The 22,003-nt window shown below is 54.7% G+C and carries 22 protein-coding genes and 1 tRNA gene; 11 read left to right on the forward strand and 12 right to left on the reverse strand.

Annotation, left to right across the window (positions count from 1 at the left end; translation table 11 throughout):
* Positions 1-144: 144 nt before the first annotated feature.
* The 4 genes from AYI87_RS04720 to AYI87_RS04735 all read right to left on the reverse strand — a co-directional run bounded on the left by AYI87_RS04720 (position 145) and on the right by AYI87_RS04735 (position 3,738).
* On the reverse strand, positions 145-1,392 hold the full coding sequence (locus AYI87_RS04720; protein WP_144200046.1) for a malic enzyme-like NAD(P)-binding protein: 1,248 nt from the start codon (positions 1,390-1,392) through the stop codon (positions 145-147).
* 179 nt (positions 1,393-1,571) lie between these two features.
* Complete coding sequence (locus AYI87_RS04725) at positions 1,572-2,342, reverse strand: thermonuclease family protein (RefSeq protein WP_144200048.1); 771 nt, start codon at positions 2,340-2,342, stop codon at positions 1,572-1,574.
* Positions 2,343-2,568: 226 nt separating this feature from the next.
* Positions 2,569-2,781, reverse strand: a complete 213-nt coding sequence (gene rpmE, locus AYI87_RS04730; protein WP_011864187.1) for a 50S ribosomal protein L31 — start codon at positions 2,779-2,781, stop codon at positions 2,569-2,571.
* Positions 2,782-2,961: 180 nt separating this feature from the next.
* Entirely contained in the window at positions 2,962-3,738 is a 777-nt protein-coding gene (locus AYI87_RS04735) for a FimV/HubP family polar landmark protein (protein WP_144200050.1), read from the reverse strand.
* A 265-nt stretch (positions 3,739-4,003) separates the two neighbouring features.
* On the opposite strand from AYI87_RS04735, the gene priA reads away from it, so the two are divergent.
* The 8 genes from priA (at position 4,004) to AYI87_RS04775 (ending at position 13,029) form a co-directional block, all read left to right on the forward strand.
* Positions 4,004-6,199, forward strand: a complete 2,196-nt coding sequence (gene priA / locus AYI87_RS04740) for a primosomal protein N' (protein ID WP_144200052.1) — start codon at positions 4,004-4,006, stop codon at positions 6,197-6,199.
* A 122-nt stretch (positions 6,200-6,321) separates the two neighbouring features.
* Positions 6,322-8,067 (forward strand): arginine--tRNA ligase, encoded by a 1,746-nt coding sequence (argS, locus tag AYI87_RS04745; RefSeq protein WP_144200054.1) that lies wholly within the window; start codon positions 6,322-6,324, stop codon positions 8,065-8,067.
* A gap of 14 nt (positions 8,068-8,081) precedes the next feature.
* On the forward strand, positions 8,082-8,660 hold the full coding sequence (locus AYI87_RS04750) for an SPOR domain-containing protein (RefSeq protein ID WP_144200056.1): 579 nt from the start codon (positions 8,082-8,084) through the stop codon (positions 8,658-8,660).
* A gap of 572 nt (positions 8,661-9,232) precedes the next feature.
* Complete coding sequence (hslV, locus tag AYI87_RS04755; protein WP_011864181.1) at positions 9,233-9,757, forward strand: ATP-dependent protease subunit HslV; 525 nt, start codon at positions 9,233-9,235, stop codon at positions 9,755-9,757.
* A 55-nt stretch (positions 9,758-9,812) separates the two neighbouring features.
* Positions 9,813-11,138: an HslU--HslV peptidase ATPase subunit gene (gene hslU, locus AYI87_RS04760; protein ID WP_011864180.1), complete on the forward strand. Its 1,326-nt coding sequence runs from the start codon at positions 9,813-9,815 to the stop codon at positions 11,136-11,138.
* Between the two features lie 77 nt (positions 11,139-11,215).
* Positions 11,216-11,611, forward strand: coding sequence for a gamma-butyrobetaine hydroxylase-like domain-containing protein (locus AYI87_RS04765; RefSeq protein WP_144200058.1), 396 nt, complete (start codon positions 11,216-11,218; stop codon positions 11,609-11,611).
* 21 nt (positions 11,612-11,632) lie between these two features.
* Positions 11,633-12,067, forward strand: coding sequence for a DUF3859 domain-containing protein (locus tag AYI87_RS04770; RefSeq protein WP_144200059.1), 435 nt, complete (start codon positions 11,633-11,635; stop codon positions 12,065-12,067).
* 95 nt (positions 12,068-12,162) lie between these two features.
* A complete protein-coding gene (locus AYI87_RS04775) occupies positions 12,163-13,029 on the forward strand; it encodes a GyrI-like domain-containing protein (RefSeq protein WP_144200061.1) in 867 nt (288 codons plus the stop codon).
* A gap of 96 nt (positions 13,030-13,125) precedes the next feature.
* On the opposite strand, the gene cyoE is transcribed toward AYI87_RS04775, so the two are convergent.
* The 7 genes from cyoE to AYI87_RS04810 form a co-directional block, all read right to left on the reverse strand.
* Positions 13,126-14,046, reverse strand: a complete 921-nt coding sequence (cyoE, locus tag AYI87_RS04780) for a heme o synthase (RefSeq protein WP_144200063.1) — start codon at positions 14,044-14,046, stop codon at positions 13,126-13,128.
* A 10-nt stretch (positions 14,047-14,056) separates the two neighbouring features.
* The gene (cyoD, locus tag AYI87_RS04785; RefSeq protein WP_011864175.1) at positions 14,057-14,383 is read right to left on the reverse strand and encodes a cytochrome o ubiquinol oxidase subunit IV; all 327 of its coding nucleotides are present in this window, start codon (positions 14,381-14,383) and stop codon (positions 14,057-14,059) included.
* Positions 14,380-15,006, reverse strand: a complete 627-nt coding sequence (cyoC, locus tag AYI87_RS04790) for a cytochrome o ubiquinol oxidase subunit III (RefSeq protein ID WP_144200064.1) — start codon at positions 15,004-15,006, stop codon at positions 14,380-14,382. Before cyoC ends, cyoD begins: the two co-directional genes overlap by 4 nt.
* Positions 15,003-16,991 carry a cytochrome o ubiquinol oxidase subunit I gene (gene cyoB / locus AYI87_RS04795; RefSeq protein WP_144200066.1) on the reverse strand — a complete coding sequence of 663 codons (1,989 nt, stop codon included), beginning with the start codon at positions 16,989-16,991 and terminating at the stop codon, positions 15,003-15,005. Before cyoB ends, cyoC begins: the two co-directional genes overlap by 4 nt.
* Positions 16,991-17,911, reverse strand: coding sequence for a ubiquinol oxidase subunit II (gene cyoA, locus AYI87_RS04800; protein ID WP_144200068.1), 921 nt, complete (start codon positions 17,909-17,911; stop codon positions 16,991-16,993). Before cyoA ends, cyoB begins: the two co-directional genes overlap by 1 nt.
* 140 nt (positions 17,912-18,051) lie before the next feature.
* Positions 18,052-18,450 (reverse strand): hypothetical protein, encoded by a 399-nt coding sequence (locus tag AYI87_RS04805; RefSeq protein ID WP_041406303.1) that lies wholly within the window; start codon positions 18,448-18,450, stop codon positions 18,052-18,054.
* Between the two features lie 947 nt (positions 18,451-19,397).
* A tRNA-Ser gene (locus AYI87_RS04810) sits at positions 19,398-19,488 on the reverse strand.
* A gap of 189 nt (positions 19,489-19,677) precedes the next feature.
* On the opposite strand from AYI87_RS04810, the gene AYI87_RS21490 reads away from it, so the two are divergent.
* Entirely contained in the window at positions 19,678-20,169 is a 492-nt protein-coding gene (locus AYI87_RS21490; RefSeq protein WP_011864170.1) for a type IV pilin protein, read from the forward strand.
* Between the two features lie 11 nt (positions 20,170-20,180).
* Here AYI87_RS21490 and yjjG read toward each other — a convergent pair whose 3' ends face one another.
* A complete protein-coding gene (yjjG, locus tag AYI87_RS04820) occupies positions 20,181-20,858 on the reverse strand; it encodes a pyrimidine 5'-nucleotidase (protein ID WP_144200070.1) in 678 nt (225 codons plus the stop codon).
* 162 nt (positions 20,859-21,020) lie between these two features.
* Here yjjG and AYI87_RS21380 point away from each other — a divergent pair, with 162 nt between their 5' ends.
* Positions 21,021-21,152: a hypothetical protein gene (locus tag AYI87_RS21380; protein WP_260865072.1), complete on the forward strand. Its 132-nt coding sequence runs from the start codon at positions 21,021-21,023 to the stop codon at positions 21,150-21,152.
* Positions 21,153-21,403: 251 nt separating this feature from the next.
* Positions 21,404-21,997: a signal peptidase I gene (gene lepB / locus AYI87_RS04830; protein WP_409928961.1), complete on the forward strand. Its 594-nt coding sequence runs from the start codon at positions 21,404-21,406 to the stop codon at positions 21,995-21,997.
* Positions 21,998-22,003 lie beyond the last annotated feature (6 nt).

Here is a 22,003-nt window from a genome sequence, read left to right on the forward strand (position 1 = left end):
TTACGTCTGAGACCGCTTTATCATCTAGGATCCCGAAAGGCTTTATCACCTTGGCTGAGCAACACCACTTACCATACAAATAAAGCGGTAATGGCACAATAAAAAAGGGCCCTGAGGCCCTTTTCTTATCATCACCATCGCCGATTAGGCCATGTAGTGCTCAGGCAGTGTTGGCAAGGCCGCAACCCCCGAGTCGATAGCCGCCTGGGCAACGGCCTTGGCCACGTTTGACAGCAGGCGTGGATCCATCGGCTTAGGGATCACGTAATCTGGGCCAAACTTCAGCTCAGTAACATCTGGGTAGGCAGCCAATACCTCGGCAGGCACAGGCTCTTTCGCCAGGGCGGCGATGGCGTGTACCGCGGCAATCTTCATCTCGTCGTTGATCTTGGCGGCTCGTACATCCAGGGCACCACGGAAGATGAAGGGGAAGCAGAGCACGTTGTTTACCTGGTTAGGGTAATCGCTGCGGCCGGTACCCATGATCAGATCTTTGCGCACATCGTGGGCCAGCTCAGGCTTGATCTCTGGATCTGGGTTTGAACAGGCGAAGATCACCGGCTTCTCAGCCATCAGGGCAACGTCTTCAGCACTCAGCACATCTGGGCCAGACAGACCCAGGAAGGCGTCGGCGCCCTTGATCACATCCTGCAGGGTGCGCTTGTCTGTGTTGTTGGCAAACAGCGCCTTGTATTCGTTGATATCTTCACGACGGGTGTGGATAACGCCCTTACGGTCCAACATGTAGACATTCTCACGCTGCACGCCACACTTCACCAGCATGGTCATACAGGCGATAGCCGCCGCACCTGCACCCATACAGACAAAGACCGCCTCTTCCAGCTTCTTACCCTGGATCTCGAGGGCGTTGATCATGCCGGCTGCAGTCACGATGGCCGTGCCGTGCTGATCGTCGTGGAATACAGGAACGTTACAACGCTCAATCAGCGCCTTCTCGATCTCGAAACACTCGGGTGCCTTGATATCTTCCAGGTTGATGCCACCGAAGGTATCGGCAATCGCCTCGACCGTGTTGATAAACTCTTCTGCGGTGCGGTGCTTCACCTCGATGTCTGTGGCATCGATATTGGCGAAATGTTTGAACAGCAGCGCCTTACCTTCCATCACAGGCTTAGAAGCCAGTGGGCCCAGGTTGCCCAGACCTAAGATGGCGGTACCGTTAGAGATCACGGCAACCGTGTTGCCCTTGGCGGTGTAACGGTAGGCGTCGTCAGGATTGGCAGCGATTTCACGCACCGGCTCGGCCACACCCGGACTATAGGCCAGCGCCAGATCCATGCTGGTCTCTGCGGGCTTGGTCAGGCTAACGGCGGTTTTGCCTGGTACGGGGAACTCATGGTAGTCAAGGGCTTGCTGACGGAAATCGGCCATTTTAGTAATCCTGCAAAAAATGCGACAAGTGTATTCAGGGTAAGGTCTTGTTTGCCCCGCCTCGCTCCCCCAGATTTGGCGAAAATCGACGCAGGTCATTAGAGCGCTAAGATACTCGAAATTAGGCGATTTTTAAACAAGATATTAGAAAATTTCAGTTTATTATGAAGCCAAACGGTCTAAGGCTTATTTTGCAAACTTATCTGCGAAGGATGATGGGCAATCATCTGCCATTTTTTGTAGGAATAATACAACTCACCACGCACAATTACCGGACTTTCAAGCAGGTTTAGGGTTAAAATGTTGCTAAATTTACCAGATTCTTCTCTAGGTATACCCACATAAAAGATTTCATCGATAATCAGCCACAATTGCTGACCTTTTCTTTCAAAACCCGTCACCACTCCTCTGACCTCTCGCCAGCGATTGCGATCGTCACGATTTAACTCATCTGGCAACTTGGCCTGATAGCTTTTATGGCTCCATAATCCGCGTCGCTCCTGGCGGGCCTGACGCTCGATATTGGCCAAACACTGCCAGAAGTAATCGTTCTGATAGACCCTCGCCTTGGCGTAGCCCTGGCTCAGCATTATCTCCTGCAGGTGTTCCCCCTCCTCTGTATAGGCATAGGCTAAGGTTTTCCCTTGGGGATCCAGACGTTTACGATCGAAGGCCAGTTTGAGTTTCTGCCCAGGCACCAGGCGCTCGGCGAGGAAATTGCGCGCGCGATTGGCGAAGGGCTCAGACAGCTCTGGGTAGTGTCTGTCTATCTCGGGCGAATCGATGCCGATAAGCCTCAGCTGACGGCCATCTTCCAGCATCAAGGTATCACCATCGATCACCGAGGCGAAGTTGACAGTCTCATCATAATGGGTCGGCGCACACAGGCTGCCAGCGGCCGTCGCCAGAAAGGAGCAGAGAGAAAGAGAGAGGGCCAGAATCTTGTCCATAATGAATCGCTTCCCTAAATTAAACGCTCAGTCATCAGTAATATCATAACCTTACAAGCATGTTAGGCTGATCGCCAACTCTATTCAAGAAAGCCCACTTGCAGGCCCACTTGCAGGCACAGTGACGGGATAAGTGGCAGGCTGAGCCCATAGGCACAGGCCAGCAATAACAGACAACAAAAAAGGCGCCATATAGGCGCCTTTTTCAGAGTTCTTTGCAGAAGTATTACTTCTTGCCAAGCATACCGAAACGCTTGTTGAACTTGTCGATACGTCCACCGGTATCCATAACTTTCTGAGTACCAGTGTAGAATGGGTGACATGCACCACATACGTCCAAGTGCAGTGGCTTACCTGCAGTTGAGTTTACTTTGATAACGTTACCACAAGTACAAGTTGCAGTGATTTCAGCATATTCAGGATGAATGCCTGGTTTCATTGGGATTACCTCAAGTTTAAGGCCATGTCGCACTTCCAACCCGAAGTCGGACACCACATGCAGTTAATAGAATATTTAGGCGCGAGATAGTACAGGATACCACCAATAGATACAAGCATAGCCTGCAACTATTCTCCTGCATTATCTGATTTTCCTTCTAGCAGCAATCGGCCGCCGTGCTTATTCTGCGACCAGCGCCTCGAAGGCCGCTCGTGCCGCATCGGCGATCTGGTATCTCTGCTTGAGGGCCGCCGACGGACACTTAAGGGTCACATCTGCCCGCAGGCCATTGATCTTGCCGCCATTAAAGGCATTGGGGTTCGCCTCGAAGATGGCCAGCATGGCGCCGTAGGTGCTCAGCTGCCACTGCTTGGCGTAGGTGCTGCCGAGACGCCACAGGGTCTGAGGCGGGGCATAATCCAGCTGACACCCCTGCTGCACCCGATCGCCTACATCGACAGCCGGCAAACTTGCTAGTGACTGCTGAGCCGCGGCAAGGGGTTGCGACGGCTGCTTGTTGGTCTTGGGTGTTTTAACCGGCGTATTTGATTTGACAGGCTTTGGTTTAACCGGCTTGCTCTGCTGGTAAGCCGTGGCGGCATCAAACAGGGGCATCCGCTTCACCTCCTGCCAGTTGTTGACCAGATACTCCTTGACCACCAGCTGCGCCTCGCCATCTTCCACCTCTTCGACGCCACTGAGCAGCAACATATAGGAGTTCATCGGCTTGACCATCAATCGCTCGCTGCCGGAGCGCTGCTCGACGATAAACTGCACCTTATCCAGGTTGACCGATTGGGCGACGATATTGACCCTGAGCGTCGGGCGTTGCCCCAGATCTGACAGCCTTTGATTGATACTGACGTGGGTAAGCTTAGCCCAGGCGGGCAGACTCATAAGCCCGGCTTGCCCCAGCAGCACTAGACACAGCATAACCAGATATTGCACTCTCTTCATCGCAACCTTCTTATCCCTGTTTGGGTGGATCGATTCGACTGTCAGACGCTCACCTCAGGGTCACGCGCATCCGCCATCCGGCCGGTTGACAACCCCGAGTCTCACTTAGCTATTAAGCAACAAGCTCATTGATGTTTCAACAATTTTGTCACAAGTCTTAGATCTGAATAGCCTAAGCTTTCCACCGACTTGTGACAGATTCTGGTAGCCCTCGTCAGGCTGTCTGGTTACACTTGTTCTACTATTATTGCTGCCAGCCGAATCTATGTCCCTGTTTGTCGAAGTCGCCCTCCCCGTCCCCATGCGCCAAGCCTTTAGCTATCGCGTCAAAGAGACCGATCTCGACAAGGCTCAGGTAGGCGTCAGGGTCAGGGTACCCTTCGGTCGCCAGCAGCTGATCGGCCTAGTGACAGGCCTCAGCCAAAGCTGCGATCTGGCGCCGAACCAGATCAAATCGGTTATCGCCTTTCTCGACCACGAAGCAATATTGCCTCCCTCCCTCTATAAGCTGACCCAATGGGCCGCCCGCTACTATTTTTGCAGCCTGGGGCAGATGTTGTCTCAGGCACTACCCGTTGCCCTGCGTAAGGGTGCCGAGGTGGAGGCCCAGCAGCTGCAGATCTGGCGCGTGACCGCTGCCGGACAGGAAGCGGATATCGATCTGCTCAAGCGTGCACCCGCCCAGCGCAAGCTGCTGCTTGCCCTGTTAGAGACAGAGCTCAGCCAGGATGAACTCAATGCCTTGGAGCTGAGCAAGACGGCGCTGAAGGCTCTTGTTGAACGGGGCTGGATAGAGTGTATCGAGCGGCGGATCGCCTCGGATCTCAGCTGGCGCGATGGGCTCGAACTCGATGAGACGCCCCATCAGCTCAATCCCGAACAGGCCATCGCCGTCGCCACCCTCAACCAACAACAGGGCTACCACTGCACCTTACTCGAGGGGATCACGGGCTCGGGCAAGACAGAGGTCTATCTAGCACTGCTGGAGACTGTGCTTAAACAGGGCAAACAGGCACTGATCTTGGTGCCCGAGATCGGCCTGACCCCCCAGACCATCAGCCGCTTCAAGCGTCGCTTCAAGGTGCAGGTGGCGGTGATCCACTCTGGGCTCACCGACAATCAACGCCTGAGCGCCTGGCGTCTGGCTAGAAGCGGCGAGGCCGCCATCATAATCGGCACCCGCTCGGCGCTGTTCACCCCCATGCGCTATCCCGGCATCATCATCCTGGATGAGGAGCACGACGCCAGCTTCAAACAGCAAGAGGGGATTGGCTATCATGCACGGGACTTAGCCGTCATGCGCGGCCATCTCGAATCGGTTCCCGTGCTACTTGGCAGTGCCACCCCCTCCCTGGAGACGCTACAGAATGCCCTGTCTGGACGCTACCAACACCTGAGTCTGGGCAGCCGCGCCGGCGCCGCCGAGAAGGTGCGCCAGGGGATCATCGACATCCGCAATCAGCCGCTAAAGAATGGCCTCTCCCACGGCCTGCTCAACGAGATGCGTATCCATCTGGATGCGGGCAATCAGGTGCTGCTGTTTCTTAACCGCCGCGGCTTCGCCCCGGCGCTGCTGTGTCACGAATGCGGCCACCTGCACGAGTGCGATCGCTGTGACGCCTTCTTCACTGTGCATCAGTCCCTGGGCGAGATCCGCTGTCACCACTGCGGCAATCAGTACGCCATCCCCAAGCAGTGCCATCAGTGCGGCAGCACCATGCTGATGGGCCAAGGGGTGGGCACAGAGCAGCTGGCCGACGCCCTGACCAAGGAGTTTCCCAATTACCCTGTGGTGCGGATCGACCGCGACACCACCAGCCGTAAAGGGGCGCTGGAAACCCACCTCAACGCCATTCATAAGGGGGAATATAAGATCTTGGTCGGCACCCAGATGCTCGCCAAGGGCCACCATTTCCCCGACGTCACCCTGGTCGGCCTGTTAGATGTGGATGGCGCCCTGTTCAGCGCAGATTTTCGCGCCCCCGAGCGTTTCGGCCAACTCTATACTCAGGTATCGGGCCGCGCCGGACGAGCGCGCAAGCCGGGCACTGTGCTGCTACAGACCCACCAATGTGACAACCCCATACTGAGGGAGCTGATGCACAAGGGCTATGGCGAGTTCGCCCGCGGTCAGCTGGAGGAGCGTAAACAGGCCCTGTTGCCGCCTGCCTGGCACATGTTGCTGTTGCGCGCCGAGGCCCACAAGGCCGAAGATGCCGACGCCTTCCTCGCCCAGGTTGCCCAGTTACTGCCGCAAGACGAGCAGTGTGAGATCATAGGCCCCATGCCCGCGCCCATGGACAGAAAGGCAGGTAAGTTCCGCCGTCAGCTGATGTTCCAGACCAAGACCCGCGGGCTGTTGCAGCAGGCCTTCGAGCAGGCACTGCCGCAGATCGAAGCCCTGCCCCTGGCCAAGCGATGCCGCTGGAGCCTAGATCGCGACCCGCAGGATCTCTTGTGATCAAAAAATGCAAAAATAGCTCATAAAAATCCGACCAGAGGATAGCAATTGGCCACCACAAGCGGCTAAAATACGCGGTTATCCCTGAATCTTTTTATTTAGCAACTGTCGATTAAACGCCAATGAAATCACATATTCAATCTTTGCTCGAACAAGCCATTCAAACCCTAAAACAGCAGGCGATCATTCCTGCCGATTTTGAGGCTCGTATTCAGGTTGACCGAACCAAAGACAAAACCCACGGTGATTTTGCCACCAACCTAGCCATGATGCTGACCAAGGTGGCTCGCAAGAATCCTCGAGAGGTCGCACAGCTGATAATCGATAGCCTGCCACAAGACAGCCAGGTGGCTAAAGTTGAGATCGCCGGCCCAGGTTTCATCAACTTCTTTATCGATGAGAACGCCTTGACCAACCAGCTGATGGCCGCCCTGAGCGACGATCACCTTGGCGTGGTCCTGCCAACACCGCAGACAGTGGTGGTCGACTACTCGTCGCCAAACCTGGCCAAAGAGATGCACGTAGGTCACCTACGTTCAACCATTATCGGTGACGCCGTGGTACGCGCGCTGGAGTTCCAGGGTCACAAGGTGATCCGCCAGAATCACGTCGGCGACTGGGGCACCCAGTTCGGCATGCTGCTGGCCTACATGGAAGAGCTACGCGCCCAGCAAGGCGAGCAAGCCCAGGTTGAACTGGCAGATCTCGAGAGCTTCTACCGCGCCGCTAAGGTACGTTTCGACGAGTCGGAAGAGTTTGCCACCCGTGCTCGCCAGCTCGTGGTTGAACTGCAATCGGGCGACGAGTACTGCAACAAGCTATGGCGTGAATTTAACGATATCTCCCTGAGCCACTGTCACGAAGTTTATGAGCGTCTGGGCGTGAGCCTGACCCGCGCCGACGTGCGCGGCGAGAGCGCCTACAACGATGACCTCGAGCAGGTGGTACTGGATCTGGATGCCCAGGGGCTGCTGTCTGAAAGTAACGGCGCCAAGGTGGTCTTCCAGGATGAGTTCCAAACCAAAGAGGGTGAACCACTGCCGGTGATCATCCAGAAGGCCGACGGCGGCTTCCTGTATGCCACCAGCGATCTGGCGGCGATGCGCTACCGCTCAAACGTACTCAAGGCCGACCGCGCCCTGTACTTCGTCGACCTGCGTCAGGCGCTGCACTTCCAGCAGGTATTCAGCCTGGCCCGCACCGCTAACTTCGTTCGTCCAGAGATGAGCCTGGAACACATGGGCTTTGGCACCATGAACGGCGAAGATGGTCGCCCATTCAAGACCCGCTCTGGTGGCGTGGTCAAGCTGGTTGACCTGCTGAGCGAGGCCGAGACCCGTGCGCTGGAACTGGTACGCAGCAAGAATCCTGATATGGATGAAGAGGAGCTGGCCAAAATCGCCAAGGTGGTGGGTATCGCCTCGGTGAAATATGCCGATCTGTCGAAGAATCGCGCCAGCGACTACATCTTCAGCTTCGAGCAGATGCTGAGCTTCGAGGGCAACACGGCGCCTTACCTGCTTTACGCCTACACACGTGTTGCAGGCATCTTCAAGCGTGCGACCGATATCGACCTCACAGGCGCCAGCATCAAGCTGGAGCACGACAAAGAGAAAGAGTTGGGCAACAAGCTGGCCCAGTTTGCCGAGGTGCTAGGTCGCATGGTGGCCAAGGGTCAGCCTCACGCCCTGTGTGGCTACCTGTTTGAACTGGCGGGCGCCTTCTCAAGCTTCTACGAGGCTTGCCCAGTGCTGGCGGCCGACAGCGAAGATGAGAAGAAGAGCCGTCTATTGCTGGCACAACTGACCGCTAAGACGCTGAAGCAGGGTCTGGATCTACTGGGTATCGAAACCTTAGAACGCATGTAGTATAGGGCGCCAGGATGAGCAATCGCGATTACGCCAACAGAAGACCTGCCTCGAAAGGACGTAAGAAGAGCACCGGTGGCCGACGTCAGCCGGCACCAAAGCCGAGACGTTTCCCCTTCGTGCTCTCTCTGGTGACCCTGGGACTAGTAGGCGGTTTCGGCTACTTCCTCTGGAGCATCAACGACAGCGCCGACAAGGTAGAGACTCAGCCCGAGGTGCAAGCGGTTAAGCCTAAGGTGGTCAAGAAGGACCCCAATGCGCTGCCGCCAAAGCCCAAGGAGGAGTGGACCTACCAGGAGGAGCTGGAGAATAAGCAGGTCGAGGTGGATATCCCAGAAAACACCGCGCCGACCCGTCCCTATCAGATGCAATGTGGCTCCTTCAGGAAAGAGGCTCAGGCCAATGAGATGAAGGCGGTGATCGCCTTCCAGGGCCTGGAGGCGCAGGTGCGTAAGGTCAGCGGCAGCAACGGCACCTGGTACAAGGTGGTGCTCGGCCCCTACGAGCGTAAACGCCTTGCCGAGAAACATCGCCACATACTACAACGCGGCGGCCTCAACGGCTGTCAGATCTGGTTCTGGGAAGGTGGTTAACCCTCACTGTTCATTCTACAAGTCACTCCAGAAACGCCAGCCTATCGCTGGCGTTTTTATTTTCAGCCCTAAACCACCAACTTCAGTAGGTGGTTATCATCATTTAGGCCTAGCCTGTAATTCGCATTGATGGATAGATGCAGTTACCCATAGAACGGGGCAGTGTAATCACTTTCCCAATGCTATAAGCAGGCTAAATAGAGCCAAAATAGGTTGGGTAAAAAAATAGACGCTTTTGGCCCCCTTTGAGGGGGCTAATACAAAGCCACCTTCTTCAGAAGGTGGATTTTTACATCAACCCTTCTCAATAGCACATCATGCATTAGCACCTAAATTTAAGAGTCCCATCGAATTCTTGTCGCCACATTCACCTCTCAATCCGCTAGTGCTTGCCTACTTAACACAATAAAACTAAACAGTTTCTCCCATACTTGGCAGTAAACGCGACCTTTTCCCGCGTGAATGGGTAAACCTATGGTTGATCTCCCTTGAAAAACAAAATGCCATCCCCATATCTAAGCTATTGTCCACCGATGAGTTTCCTACTCGTCGGCTTGAGAAGAGGAAATACCGTGACCACAATCGTTTCAGTACGTCGCAACAATCAGGTTGTCATTGCCGGAGACGGCCAGGTATCACTGGGAAATACAGTGATGAAAGGAAACGCCAGAAAGGTTCGACGCCTGTATCACAACAAGGTCCTCGCGGGCTTTGCCGGCGGCACCGCCGATGCCTTCACCCTATTCGAACGCTTCGAATCTAAGTTAGAGATGCATCAGGGCCATCTGATGCGCGCCGCGGTCGAGATGGCCAAAGATTGGCGCTCAGACAGGGTGCTGCGCAAGCTTGAGGCCCTCTTAGCGGTAGCCGATACCGAGTGCAGCCTGATCATCACAGGTAACGGCGATGTAGTGCAGCCAGAAAACGACCTGATCGCCATAGGCTCAGGCGGCAACTTTGCCCAAGCCGCGGCCACGGCACTGCTGGAAAATACCGATCTCAGCGCCAAGGAGATCGCCGAAAAGTCTTTGACCATTGCCGGTGACATCTGTGTATTCACCAACCAATTCAAGACGATAGAAGAACTGAATTACTAACACTGAGCCCGCTCACTGTTACCAAACGTATGCACCCAAGCATTAAGGGATACTTATGTCTGAGATGACTCCACGCGAGATTGTTCACGAGCTGGACAGCCACATCATAGGCCAGCAAAACGCCAAGCGTTCGGTCGCTATCGCCCTGCGTAACCGCTGGCGTCGTATGCAGCTAGATGCCGCGCTGCGCCAAGAAGTCACCCCAAAAAACATTCTGATGATAGGCCCCACGGGTGTAGGTAAGACAGAGATCGCCCGCCGTCTGGCCAAGCTGGCCAAGGCGCCTTTCATCAAGGTCGAAGCCACTAAGTTTACCGAAGTCGGTTACGTGGGTAAGGAGGTCGAGCAGATCATCCGTGACCTCACCGACGCCGCCGTCAAGCTGACCCGCGAAGAACAGATGGCCAAGTGTAAGTTCAGAGCCGAAGAAGCGGCCGAAGAGCGTATTCTTGATGCCTTGCTACCTAAACCCAAAGAAGACTGGGACACTGAGAAGAAAGATGACACAGGCACCCGTCAGGTATTCCGCAAGAAGCTACGCGAAGGCCAGCTGGACGACAAAGAGATCGAGATCGATATCGCCGCACCTCAGGTAGGCATAGAGATCATGTCGCCACCCGGCATGGAAGAGATGACCAGCCAGCTGCAGAGCATGTTCCAAAACATGGGCCCTGGCGCCAGCAAGCGTCGCAAGATGACCATCAAGGAAGCCTATAAGCTATTGATCGAAGAGGAAGCCGCCAAGCTGGTGAACCCTGACGATCTTAAAGAGCAGGCTATCGAACTGGTCGAGCAACACGGCATCGTCTTCTTAGATGAGATCGACAAGATCTGTAAGCGTGGCGACACCTCGGGGCCAGACGTCTCTCGCGAAGGGGTTCAACGCGACCTACTGCCTCTGGTGGAAGGCTGCACGGTCAACACCAAGCACGGCATGGTCAAGACAGACCATATCCTGTTTATCGCCTCAGGCGCTTTCCAGATGTCTAAGCCATCGGATCTCATCCCCGAGCTGCAGGGCCGTCTGCCGATCCGCGTCGAGCTGGAAGCCCTGTCTGCCAACGACTTTAAGCGCATCCTCACCGAGCCCCATGCCTCGCTCACCGAGCAGTATGTGGCATTGATGGCCACCGAAGGCGTTAAGGTCGAGTTTAGCGAGTCGGGTATCGAGCGCATCGCTCAAGCTGCCTGGCAGGTGAACGAGCGCACCGAAAACATCGGCGCCCGCCGCCTGCATACCGTGATGGAGCGCCTGATGGAAGACCTCTCCTTCGAGGCCTCGGACAAATCGGGGAGCACCACAGTGATCGATGCCGACTATGTCAACGCTCACCTGGAGAACTTGGTACAGGACGAAGATCTCAGCCGCTTCATCCTGTAAACTTAAAGGGCCCGTCAATTCCCCTGCGGGCCCTCTTTTTTTAACCAGGGATACCCTCCCACGAATAGGCGAAGCATATGACCCCCCAAAGCGATACGCCCAAGGTCACAGGGCTCAAACTCAAACGCAAGTCGCGCCAGCTGGAGATAAGTTTCGACAACGGTCAGCAATATACCTTGAGCTGCGAACTCCTAAGGGTCTACTCCCCCTCGGCCGAGGTTCATGGTCACGGCAATCCCGTGCTGGTCACCCACAAGAAGAACGTCAATATCAACGCCATCACCCCTGTAGGCAACTATGCGGTCAAGCTGGTGTTCGACGACGGCCACGACACAGGCCTCTACTCCTGGAAGGTGCTCTATGATCTGGCCACCAATCAGGTAGATCTGTGGGAGAACTATCTGGCCAGGCTGCGCGCCGCCAAGGCCAGCCGCGAGCCGCTGATCGACATGGCCGTGAAGTATCACACCTAACGCCTAAATCACGCGCCCCTTTTGTCTAAGCTCAAAGCCGATGTCACCATACTACAGGCCGGACTCTTCAGCCGCTGGGATGAAGAGAGCCCGGATCTGCCCAAGTTTCTCAAGGCCACGGTCCATGTGCCGGCAGAGATCGACATAGAATTTGGCTTCATCGCCCGTATCCGTAAGGCAAAGAATCAAAGGTTGAGCTACTGCATCTATCACCCCCATATTCCTGACCAGCAGGGCAATGTTCGCCCGCCCTTCGAGGGGGAGCTGTTTGTCGAGTCCAACGACTGGAAGTTCTATCTGGGTGACACCATCTGGGCGCCCGAACATGACAAGGTGGGCAGGTGGCGCATGACACTATCTCTGGGTGACAAGGTGGTTGCCGAGAAGACCTTTCATGTGCATCTTAACGATGAGGAGAGTCAGATGGCGAACTTCTGGAAACGCAGGGGCTTTTAAGCACAATTGCTCGGCCAATCGCCATTGAGCAATATGAGTCAGGCAAAGCAAGCCCTCTCGTCGCACAATGGCCGCTCACTTGAAAAGGGATGCATATGAACCGAGCAGCGCACCAGGCCTACAGTCAACGAATCCAGACGGTTTGTGACTATATAGCTAAACATCTGGACCAGCCCCTGACGCTGGAACAACTGAGCCAGAAGGCGCACTTCTCCAAGTATCATTTTCATCGCCAGTTTCAGGTGTATACCGGCATAACCTTAGGTAAATACATCAGCCTGCTCAGGCTGAAGCGGGCCTCATACCGATTGGTGTTTCATCCCGAACTCAAGATCACCGACATCGCCCTCGATGCCGGGTTTGAGAACGGCGAATCCTTCTCGCGGGCCTTTAAGCAGGTATTTGCCCAGACCCCGACCCAGTTCAGGTTAACCCCTAAGTGGGAGCAATGGAGTCAACAATATGCCAAGGTGAACTATACAAGGAGAGAAGCTGTGCAGATCAAACTCACGCAAAGAGACGATATCAAGGTCGCCGTGCTGGAACATCAAGGCAGCCCGGCCGCACTGAACGACTCGATTCAACAATTTATCAACTGGCGCAAGCAGAGCGGCGAATCCCCTGTGGCCAGCAGCCTGACCCTGGGCGTGCCCTTTAACGACCCTAACACGGTAGCGCCCGAGGCGTTTCGTTTCGACATCTGTGGCTCGGTAACGGCCGAGGTCATGGCCAACGACTTTGGGGTGATCACCAAGACGATCCCCGGCGGTCGCTGCGCCGTGATCCGCCACCAGGGGCCGCACGACCAGATGGACGATAAGATCTATCAGTTCTACCGCGACTGGCTGCCCCAGAGCGGCGAGGAGCTGAGGGACTTTCCTCTCTACTTCGAGTACCACAACTTCTTCCCCGAAGTGGCGGAGCATGAGCTGGTAACCGACATCTATTTTTCACTGAAATAGCTGTCTGTGAAAGAGAGCCAAGTAAGATGCCAAGCAATAAAAAGGCGACCCAGATGGGTCGCCTTTTGCTTTCTTCTTAAAGCGCGACTGCTAGCCCTACATTGCCAGCAGCGGTGCCTGATCGGCCACCTGAAAGTCCAGCGCCATGGTAAGGCTCAAAATAGCTATGGTCAGTATCGAGAAACCAAACACCTGGCGCGACCAACGCAGCAGGTTCACATCGCTGCGATAGCCTTTCAGCGCCATCAGTAGCCACCAGAAGCTGGTCACGCAACTCACCGCCATAAAGCCCACCCCGGTATAACCCGCCAGGGGTAGCAGGGTCGATACCAAGGCGAACAGGGCAATGTAGAAGACGATATGCAGCTTGGCCTTTTCTACGCCTTGGGCCACAGGCAGCACAGGAATATTGGCCGCCTCATAGTCCTTAAAGCGAAAGATGGCGATGGCATAGGAGTGCGGCATCTGCCACAGGCTGAACATGGCCAGCAGGATCAGCGCAGCGCCATCTATTCTGCCGGTCACGGCGCAATAACCCACTACGGGCGGCACGGCGCCCGAGAGGCTACCTACCAGAGTGCCATAGATAGAATTACGCTTCATGTAGAGGCTATAGAGCCCCACGTAGACCAGATAGCCGAAGGCGGCAAACAGCAAGGCCGCCAGGTTGGTAAACCAGGCCAGCAGGCCAAAGCCGAGTGCGCCAAGGACTATGCCTAAGCCAAGCACCTGCTTTAGTGGGATAGCGCCGGTCACCGTCGCCCTAAGGCAGGTGCGCTGCATCTTGGCGTCGATATCCCGGTCGATATAGTTATTGATGGCGCAGCCTGAGGCCACCACCAGAGAGAGCCCCAGCAGCGTCGCCAGCATCAAGACGGCATCGACCTCCCCCCTGGCGGCCAAGAGAAACCCGCCCACCACGGCGATGAGGTTTCCCATGATAATCCCGGGTTTGGTCACCTGAAGATAAGCCCCCAAGGGCGCGGCCACCTGAGTTGAGGTCGAATGCCTAATCATGCAACCTCTCCTACATCATGAGGTCGTTGGCGGCGTAGATGATCCACACCGACAGGCCAACCACCATGACAATCACTAGGGCGGTAAACATAAACGACAGGGTATTCACCTTGCCTTCCTTGGAGAAATCCAGATGCAAGAAATACTTAAGATGCACCAGAATCTGTACCACGGCCAGCACCAGCACTATGGCCAGGGTGGTCGAGGTCTCCAGACTGTGGGTCATCACCGCCCAGAAGGGAATGCCGGTCAACACCACAGAGAGCAGGAAGCCGGTAAGATAGGACTTGATGCTGGCGGCCAGATCGTCCTGACCATGGGTAGTGGCTTGGCTCATAATAAGACCCCCATCAAATAAACCACGGTGAACACGCAGATCCAGACGATGTCCAGGAAATGCCAAAACAGGCTGAGGCAGTTCAGGCGAGTCAGGGTGCGTCCGCCCGTGCCGCGCTTAACCACCTCAAGCATCATGATCGCCATCCACACTAGGCCAGTACTCACGTGCAGACCATGCATGCCCACCAGGGCGAAGAAGGCGGAGAGGAAGGCACTACGCTGCGGGCCATTGCCCTCGAGGATCAGGTGATGAAACTCATTCACCTCCATGCCGATGAACACACAGCCTAAAGCGAAGGTCACCGCCAACCAGGCCAGGGTCGCCCCCTTGTGATGACGCTTGGCAAAGATCAGCGCCAGGCCATAGGTGATACTGCTGAGCAGCAGCGCCGCGGTTTCAATCAGAACGAAGTCCAGCTCGAAGATATCCTTGCCCGACACGCCGCCGTCTGTGTTCATGTAGAGCACTGCATAGGTGGCGAAGGCCGAGGCAAACAGGATGCAGTCGGTCATCAGGTAGATCCAGAAGCCCAGCAAGGTGTTCTCGCCGGTATCATGGTGCTCCTCATGTAGGGTCTCGACCTGGGTAACACTCAGGTCAGCTGGGATAGCAATACTCATATCTGCCCCTTAGATAAGTTGTTCAGGTGCGCGGTTTCGATACGCTTAACCTCATCACCCTGCACGTAGTAGTCGGTGTCCGTGTCGTAGGCACGCATCAGGAAGACGATGAAGGCGCCCAGGAAACCTGCGATGGCCAGCCAGAGGATGTGCCAGATGGCGGCAAAGCCGGCGGCGGTGATCCCAAGGGCCATCCAGACTCCATGGCCGGTATTCTTCGGCATGTGGATCGGCTGGTAGCTCTCCTGCATCTGATAGGCCTGGCCCTGCTCCTTGGCATGGGTGAAGGCGTCGATATCGACGACCTGAGGCAGACGGGCAAAGTTATAGAACTGAGGTGGCGAAGCGGTCGACCACTCAAGGGTGTGACCATTCCAAGGGTCGCCGGTGGTGTCACGGTTCTGCTCACGATCGCGGATGCTCACGTACAGCTGAACGAACTGCAGCACAATGCCGACGAAGATGATGCAGGCACCGACCGCCGCCAGATAGATCCAGAAGTTCCAGTCCGGGTTATCTGTCTGATTGAGACGACGTGTCATGCCGAGGAAGCCCAGCACATACAGCGGCATGAAGGCGACATAGAAGCCCACCTGCCAGCACCAAAATGCCGCCTTACCCAGACGTTCGTTGAGGTGGAAACCGGTCGCCTTAGGGAACCAGAAGGCAAAGCCTGCCAGGTAGCCAAACACGGCGCCGCCTATGATGGTGTTATGGAAATGCGCAATCAAAAACAGGCTGTTGTGTAGCACATAGTCGGCGCCGGGCACCGCCAGCAACACACCGGTCATGCCGCCTATGGTGAAGGTCACCATGAAGCCCAGGGTCCAGAGTACGGGCACCGTCAGCTTCAGGCGTCCACGGTAGATGGTAAACAGCCAGTTAAACAGCTTCACCCCGGTCGGCACGGCAATCACCATGGTCATCACCCCGAAGAAGGCGTTGACGTTAGCACTCGAGCCCATGGTAAAGAAGTGATGCAACCAGACGATGAAGCCCAGAATCGAGATGGCGCCGCTGGCCCATACCATAGACTTGTAACCAAACAGACGCTTGGCGGTGAAGGTTGAGATCACCTCGGAGAAGATACCGAAGGCTGGCAGGATCAGGATATACACCTCTGGGTGTCCCCAGGCCCAGAACAGGTTGATATACATCATGGCATTACCACCGCCTTCGTTGGTGAAGAAGTGGAAATCCATGTATCTGTCCAGGGTCAGCATGGCCAGCACGGCCGTCAGAATCGGGAATGAGGCAACGATCAGTATGTTGGCCCAGGTACAGGTCCAGGTGAAGATCGGCATCTGCATCAACTTCATGCCCGGCGCGCGCATCTTAAGCACGGTCACCAGGAAGTTGACCCCGGTGAGGGTGGTCCCTATGCCGGAGATCTGCAGCGCCCAGATATAGTAATCGACCCCAACTCCGGGACTGTAGGCCAGTTCAGACAGCGGCGGATAGGCCACCCAACCTGTCTTGGCAAACTCACCCGCCCCCAGAGAGATGTTGATCAGCACGGCGCCGGAGGCGGTCAACCAGAAGCTGAGGTTATTCAGAAACGGAAAGGCAACGTCGCGCGCGCCTATCTGCAGCGGTAACACCAGGTTCATCAGGCCGATCATGAAGGGCATCGCCATGAAGATGATCATGATGACGCCATGGGCGGTGAAGATCTGGTCATAGTGCTCGGGCGGCAGGTAGCCGGCGGCGCCATTGGTAGCCATGGCCTGTTGAGTACGCATCATGATGGCATCGGAGAAGCCACGGATCAGCATGACGAAGGCCAGCAGGATATACATGATCCCCAGGCGTTTATGGTCGACCGAGGTCAGCCAGTCGCGCCATAAAGGAACCCATTTCTTATGCTTGGTGATCAGGGCCGCGATAATAAGGCCTATTACGGCGACCGCAGCCAGGGTCACCATGATGATGGGTTCGTGGAAGGGAACCGCATCCAGTGTTAATTTTCCAAGAAAAGACGACATTAGTGTTCGCCTCCCGTCGTGTTAGATGACTCAGATGCATGCACCTCGTGTGACTGCCCGTGTGTGGCGGCAGGCATCTGGTGGTGATGCATGTACTGCATAACGATCTGCTCAAACAGGCCGTCACTGACCGAGGCGTAGTAGCTCACGGGATTATTACTGCTCTCTTTCGCCAGTTCGCGATAACTCTCTGGGCCGAGCGCCGCGCCTTCGCGCTTCACCTTGGCAACCCAGGCGTTGAAATCGCCGCGGGTTGGTGTGGCGATGGCGTTGAACTTCATGCCGGTAAAGCCCGCACCACTGTAGTTGGCCGAGATCCCCTTGTAGGTACCAGGCTCGTTGGCGATCAGATGCAGCTTAGTGGTCATGCCCGCCATGGAGTAGATCTGACTACCCAGTTGGGGAATGAAGAAGGAGTTCATGGCCGTATCGGAACTTATCTTAAAGTTCACCGGCACATTGGCAGGAAACGCCAGCTCGTTGACCGAGGCGATCCCCTGCTCAGGATAGATAAACAACCACTTCCAGTTGAGTGACACCACCTCGACGGTGATCGGCTCGGCCTCATGCTCCAGCGGTTGATAAGGGTCCAGCTTATGGGTCGAATGCCAGGTGATCACACCCAGAATGCCGACAATGACGATAGGCACGCACCAGACCACCAATTCGATCGTCTTAGAGTGCGCCCACTTAGGTGCATAGATTTCATGATCGCGACCGTCGCGATACTTCCAGGCGAAGTACAAGGTCATGACGATCACAGGGATCACCACGATCAACATCAATAAGGTGGCAATCACGATCAACTGCTTCTCATCGATCCCCACCTGTCCCTTTGGATCGAGTACGCCACCTTCACAGCCTGCCAACATCAGCGCCGCCATGGCACAGCTTGCTTTGGCAAAGTTTCGAATTAACACAAGGAATATTCCTCTAACCCTAGTTTATGAGATTGCCAAATGGGCTTGGCAAGGGTATCCGGGCCAGCAAGGGGCAAGCATAGAGCGCAAAATAGGGCTCAAGCTGCGAAAATTAAGCGGCTAAGGATACTTAAAGTATTTTATAAACAGAGTGTTAGGCTTGGAGGGGCGCGACAGCCGTGAGCGTCATGTTCAACGCTCTTAAGATCGCATGTCAGCAGTGGGTAGCCTGGCCCTTGGGAAGCCAGGAGGCAAAACAGCTGATAAGCGATGAAACAGAGACAGAGATATGGATAGATGAATAGCGGGCTGATGAACACAGGCCCCATCATGGAGAGATCGAAGGACTCCCATAGCAGCCAGTCTGACAACAGCTGCATCAGCTCACGACTATCTAAGTAGCTGGAGATCACCACCGAGAGGCAATAGCAGAGCAACAGCAGGCTTAACAGATAGGCCAACTGTTTCTGATGACTAATTGCCAGCCGGGCGAGGTCACGCTGTGCGTCGGCCAGAAAATGACTAGGAGTAGGTTTCAATAGATCAGTCCAAAATTGGAATGCGATCGACAGCAATTGAAAAAATGCGAATCATTTACACTGTATTTTTATGCCGCGGGAGCATAGCAAAAAGCGCTCGGTAAAAGAAAGCGGGAATCCAGCCTGATGTTCAAAATTTATTCAAATTAGCGATAAAAACGTCACATTTAACAATTTTTAAACCCCAAAAACACCAAAACTGATCACAAAAGCTGGCATTTTTGTGAGCCACAAGCCCATTATCACCTACTTATCTACTCGCAAGTTCCCAGTAAAACCGGCCCCCTCTTCCCCGATTAACGACCACTTGCCTATTCACGTTGGCGAATAATTATGCAAGGTATATGCAACTGAGGTTGGGTTAGACGGAATTAAAGCAAGGAAAGGAGAACTAGAATTAACCCCTAGGCACAGATGACGATGGGCTAGCAAAATGGAATAGACAGGAATCCAGACCTAAATATTAGGAACCCTAGGTTCAAAGTGCTTATGTTTGCTTAGTCGCTTAGGTAGAACTTAGCTAGCGCTAGAACAAAAAAGGGCTAGAACGAAAAAGGGCTTCCATTTCTGAAAGCCCTTCCTCTTAATGTGATAGAGATATAGCTAGATCTAAACATTAGGAACCCTGGGTTCAAATAATCCCTATGGCCAGAATTTAGATAATGGCCAGCCAAAACGAAAAAGGGCTTCCATTTCTGGAAGCCCTTCCTCTTAATGTGATAGAGAGATAGCTAGATCTAAACATTAGGAACCCTGGGTTCAAATAATCCCTATGACCAGACTTTAGATAATGGCCCGCCAAAACGAAAAAGGGCTTCCATTTCTGGAAGCCCTTTTTCTTAAGGTGGCGGAGAGATAGTCGGACTTAAACGTTAGGAACCCGGCTATTTCTCATTTCCTATATGCTAGATAGCACAAAGCCCGCTATAAAGCGGGCTTTGTTAATGTGGCGGAGAGATAGGGATTTGAACCCTAGACGGGCTATAAACCCGTGCCGGTTTTCAAGACCGGTGCATTCGACCACTCTGCCATCTCTCCGAACGCCGAGAATAGTAAGGAAATGGACTTTAAATGTAAAGCCTAAATTTCACTAACTGAGCAACAAATAATCCATTAAGGCATTTTTCGATGACAAATGCGTTAAAAACAACCTTTTCGGACCTATTTTAGGGATCAAACGCCTGCTCAGAGTGTAGTATAGGCACAAAGCCAACCCCAGGTAGCAAGATGAAACGTAACGGATTTACCCTGATTGAACTTGTCATCACTGTCATCATACTCGGCATTCTGGCCACCATTGCCCTGCCACGTTTCATCAATATCCAGTCCGATGCCCGCATCGCCGCCCTACAGGGACTCAAGAGCGAGATGAGCGGCACCCTACCCCTGGTGTTTACCAAGGCGAGTCTGGAAAACCTGCAGACGCAAGCCAGCACAAACATAAGCCTCAACGGCGATCAGGTGGAACTCGCCTATGGTTACCCGGCCGCCGACTCGGCCCACGCCTGGGATCTCCTGCTCGAGGCCAGTTTTGCCGATGCCGTGTTCAACGCCGATGACCCGGCCGACTGGTACTTTCACAATAACAAAGCCGAGCCCTTTATCCGCTTCATGCACCCGAGCAAGAAGTCCAGTAGCGAGAACTGCTACCTCAAATACACACAGGCCCTGAGTACTACCCAGGGCCCAAGTTTCGAGATTGTGGATTCGGGCTGTTAACCCTATTGGCATTAGCCCTTAAGTAGTAGGTGGTGCAGCTCGGTGAGTGATGCCACCTGATAGTGCGGCGTGATCCCCTCGGGGACTGGCTGACTGGCGCGGTTGAGCCAACAGGTATCGAAGCCGGCGTTAAGCCCACCCTGAATATCTGAGTGGGGATTATCTCCCACCATCAACACATGCTCTCTGGGCGGATGAGCCATCTGCGACAGGGCGTGTTCGAAGATCGCCACGTCGGGTTTAGCCACCCCCACCTCTTCCGAGATCACCACGGGCGAGAAGGCATGCAGCAAGCCGGTACGCTGTAGACGCACAGTCTGCAGGTCGGTAAAGCCATTGGTGATGATCCCCATCTTCACCTTGCCATAGAGGGCATCCACCAGCTCGGCGGCGCCGGGCAGCAGGGTACAGATATCGGCCATGGCCGTGAGAAACGCCGAATTAAGGTGCTCGGCGGTGACAGAAAGCTTCTCGGCCCACCGCTCGAAACGGGTCACCTGCAGGTGACGGGCGCTGATCTTACCGTCTTGATAATCCACCCACAAAGGCAGATTAACCGTTTGATACTCTTCGAAATCGGCTAGGGTGAAATCCACACCGAAGCGCGAAAACATCAACTGTAATCCTTTAAAGGCGTCGAAATGAAACAGGGTTTCATCGGCGTCAAATAATATCCACTGATACTTCATTCTCTCTCCATGGGTATGGCCTTAGGACAACAGGCAGCACTATATCAATGCCGAGCTCGGCAGAGCAAAAATATTTGCTTACGCTTCTGGGATTACACAGCAGGAACCACTTGGGCGATGCGGCATCTGATGCTAAGACACTTTACTTTCCAAGGAGTTGGTATGCTAAAAAAAGTGATGCGACAAGTGAAACACCACCGCCAGTTCAGTCTATTTATCGGCCTGATGCGAGGGCCTGTTGATCTTTCAGGTTTAATTTTTGTTCAATCTCACCGCGTTATGCTCAAGGCGTAAGCAATGAAGCATAGTTATACTATGGCAATTGCGAACAACACTGAGCAGGGCGCGTTGAGATGAACCCTTTGGGCAGCGCTTGCAGGCCATTTCTACGGCGTTGTCGCCAGTTTGTGTAGAATAACTACACGGTACAGGCTCCGCCTTGTATCAATAACCTGCAAACTGCTGCAAAAACAAACAGGAAAGGTCAACAGGCCCTAATATTTCGTAGCGCGGTGGCCGACTGGAACCATGTGCCCAGCGGCTCCATGCTGCCCACCATAGTGCAGGGCGACCGCATACTGGTGAACAAGATGGCCTACGATCTGCGCCTCCCCTTCACCCATGTCAGCCTGATGAAGCTGGCCGACCCAGAGCGCGGCGACATCATCACCTTCGACTCGGTCAAGGCCGACAAGAAGCTGGTCAAACGCATCATAGGCCTGCCCGGCGACACTCTGGCGATGCGCAACAACCGCCTCTATCTCAACGGTGTGGCCCTCAACTATCGCGCCGAGCCACTGGCACTTACAGAGAATACCGAAAAAGCCTTTAGCGAAGGGAAAGAAGCCCTTAGCGATGGACAAACAGCCTTTAGCGTTTGGCAAGAGGCCCTGCCCGGCAAATCCCACGCCATCAGGCTGAATGACCAACCCTCGAGACTGGCCAATTTCGGCCCGGTAACTGTCCCCGAAGGACACTACCTGGCACTTGGGGATAATCGCGACGCCAGCGCCGACTCACGCGTCATCGGCTTCGTTCCGCGCGAAGAGATCACCGGCAAGGCGCACAGGATCGCCTTCTCTAACGATCCCGAGCACTACTATTGGTTTAGAAGCGAGCGCTGGCTGCAGCCCATCTAATTGCTA

The sequence above is a fragment of the Shewanella sp. KCT genome (assembly GCF_007636505.1).
GTDB classification, from domain to species: domain Bacteria; phylum Pseudomonadota; class Gammaproteobacteria; order Enterobacterales; family Shewanellaceae; genus Shewanella; species Shewanella halotolerans.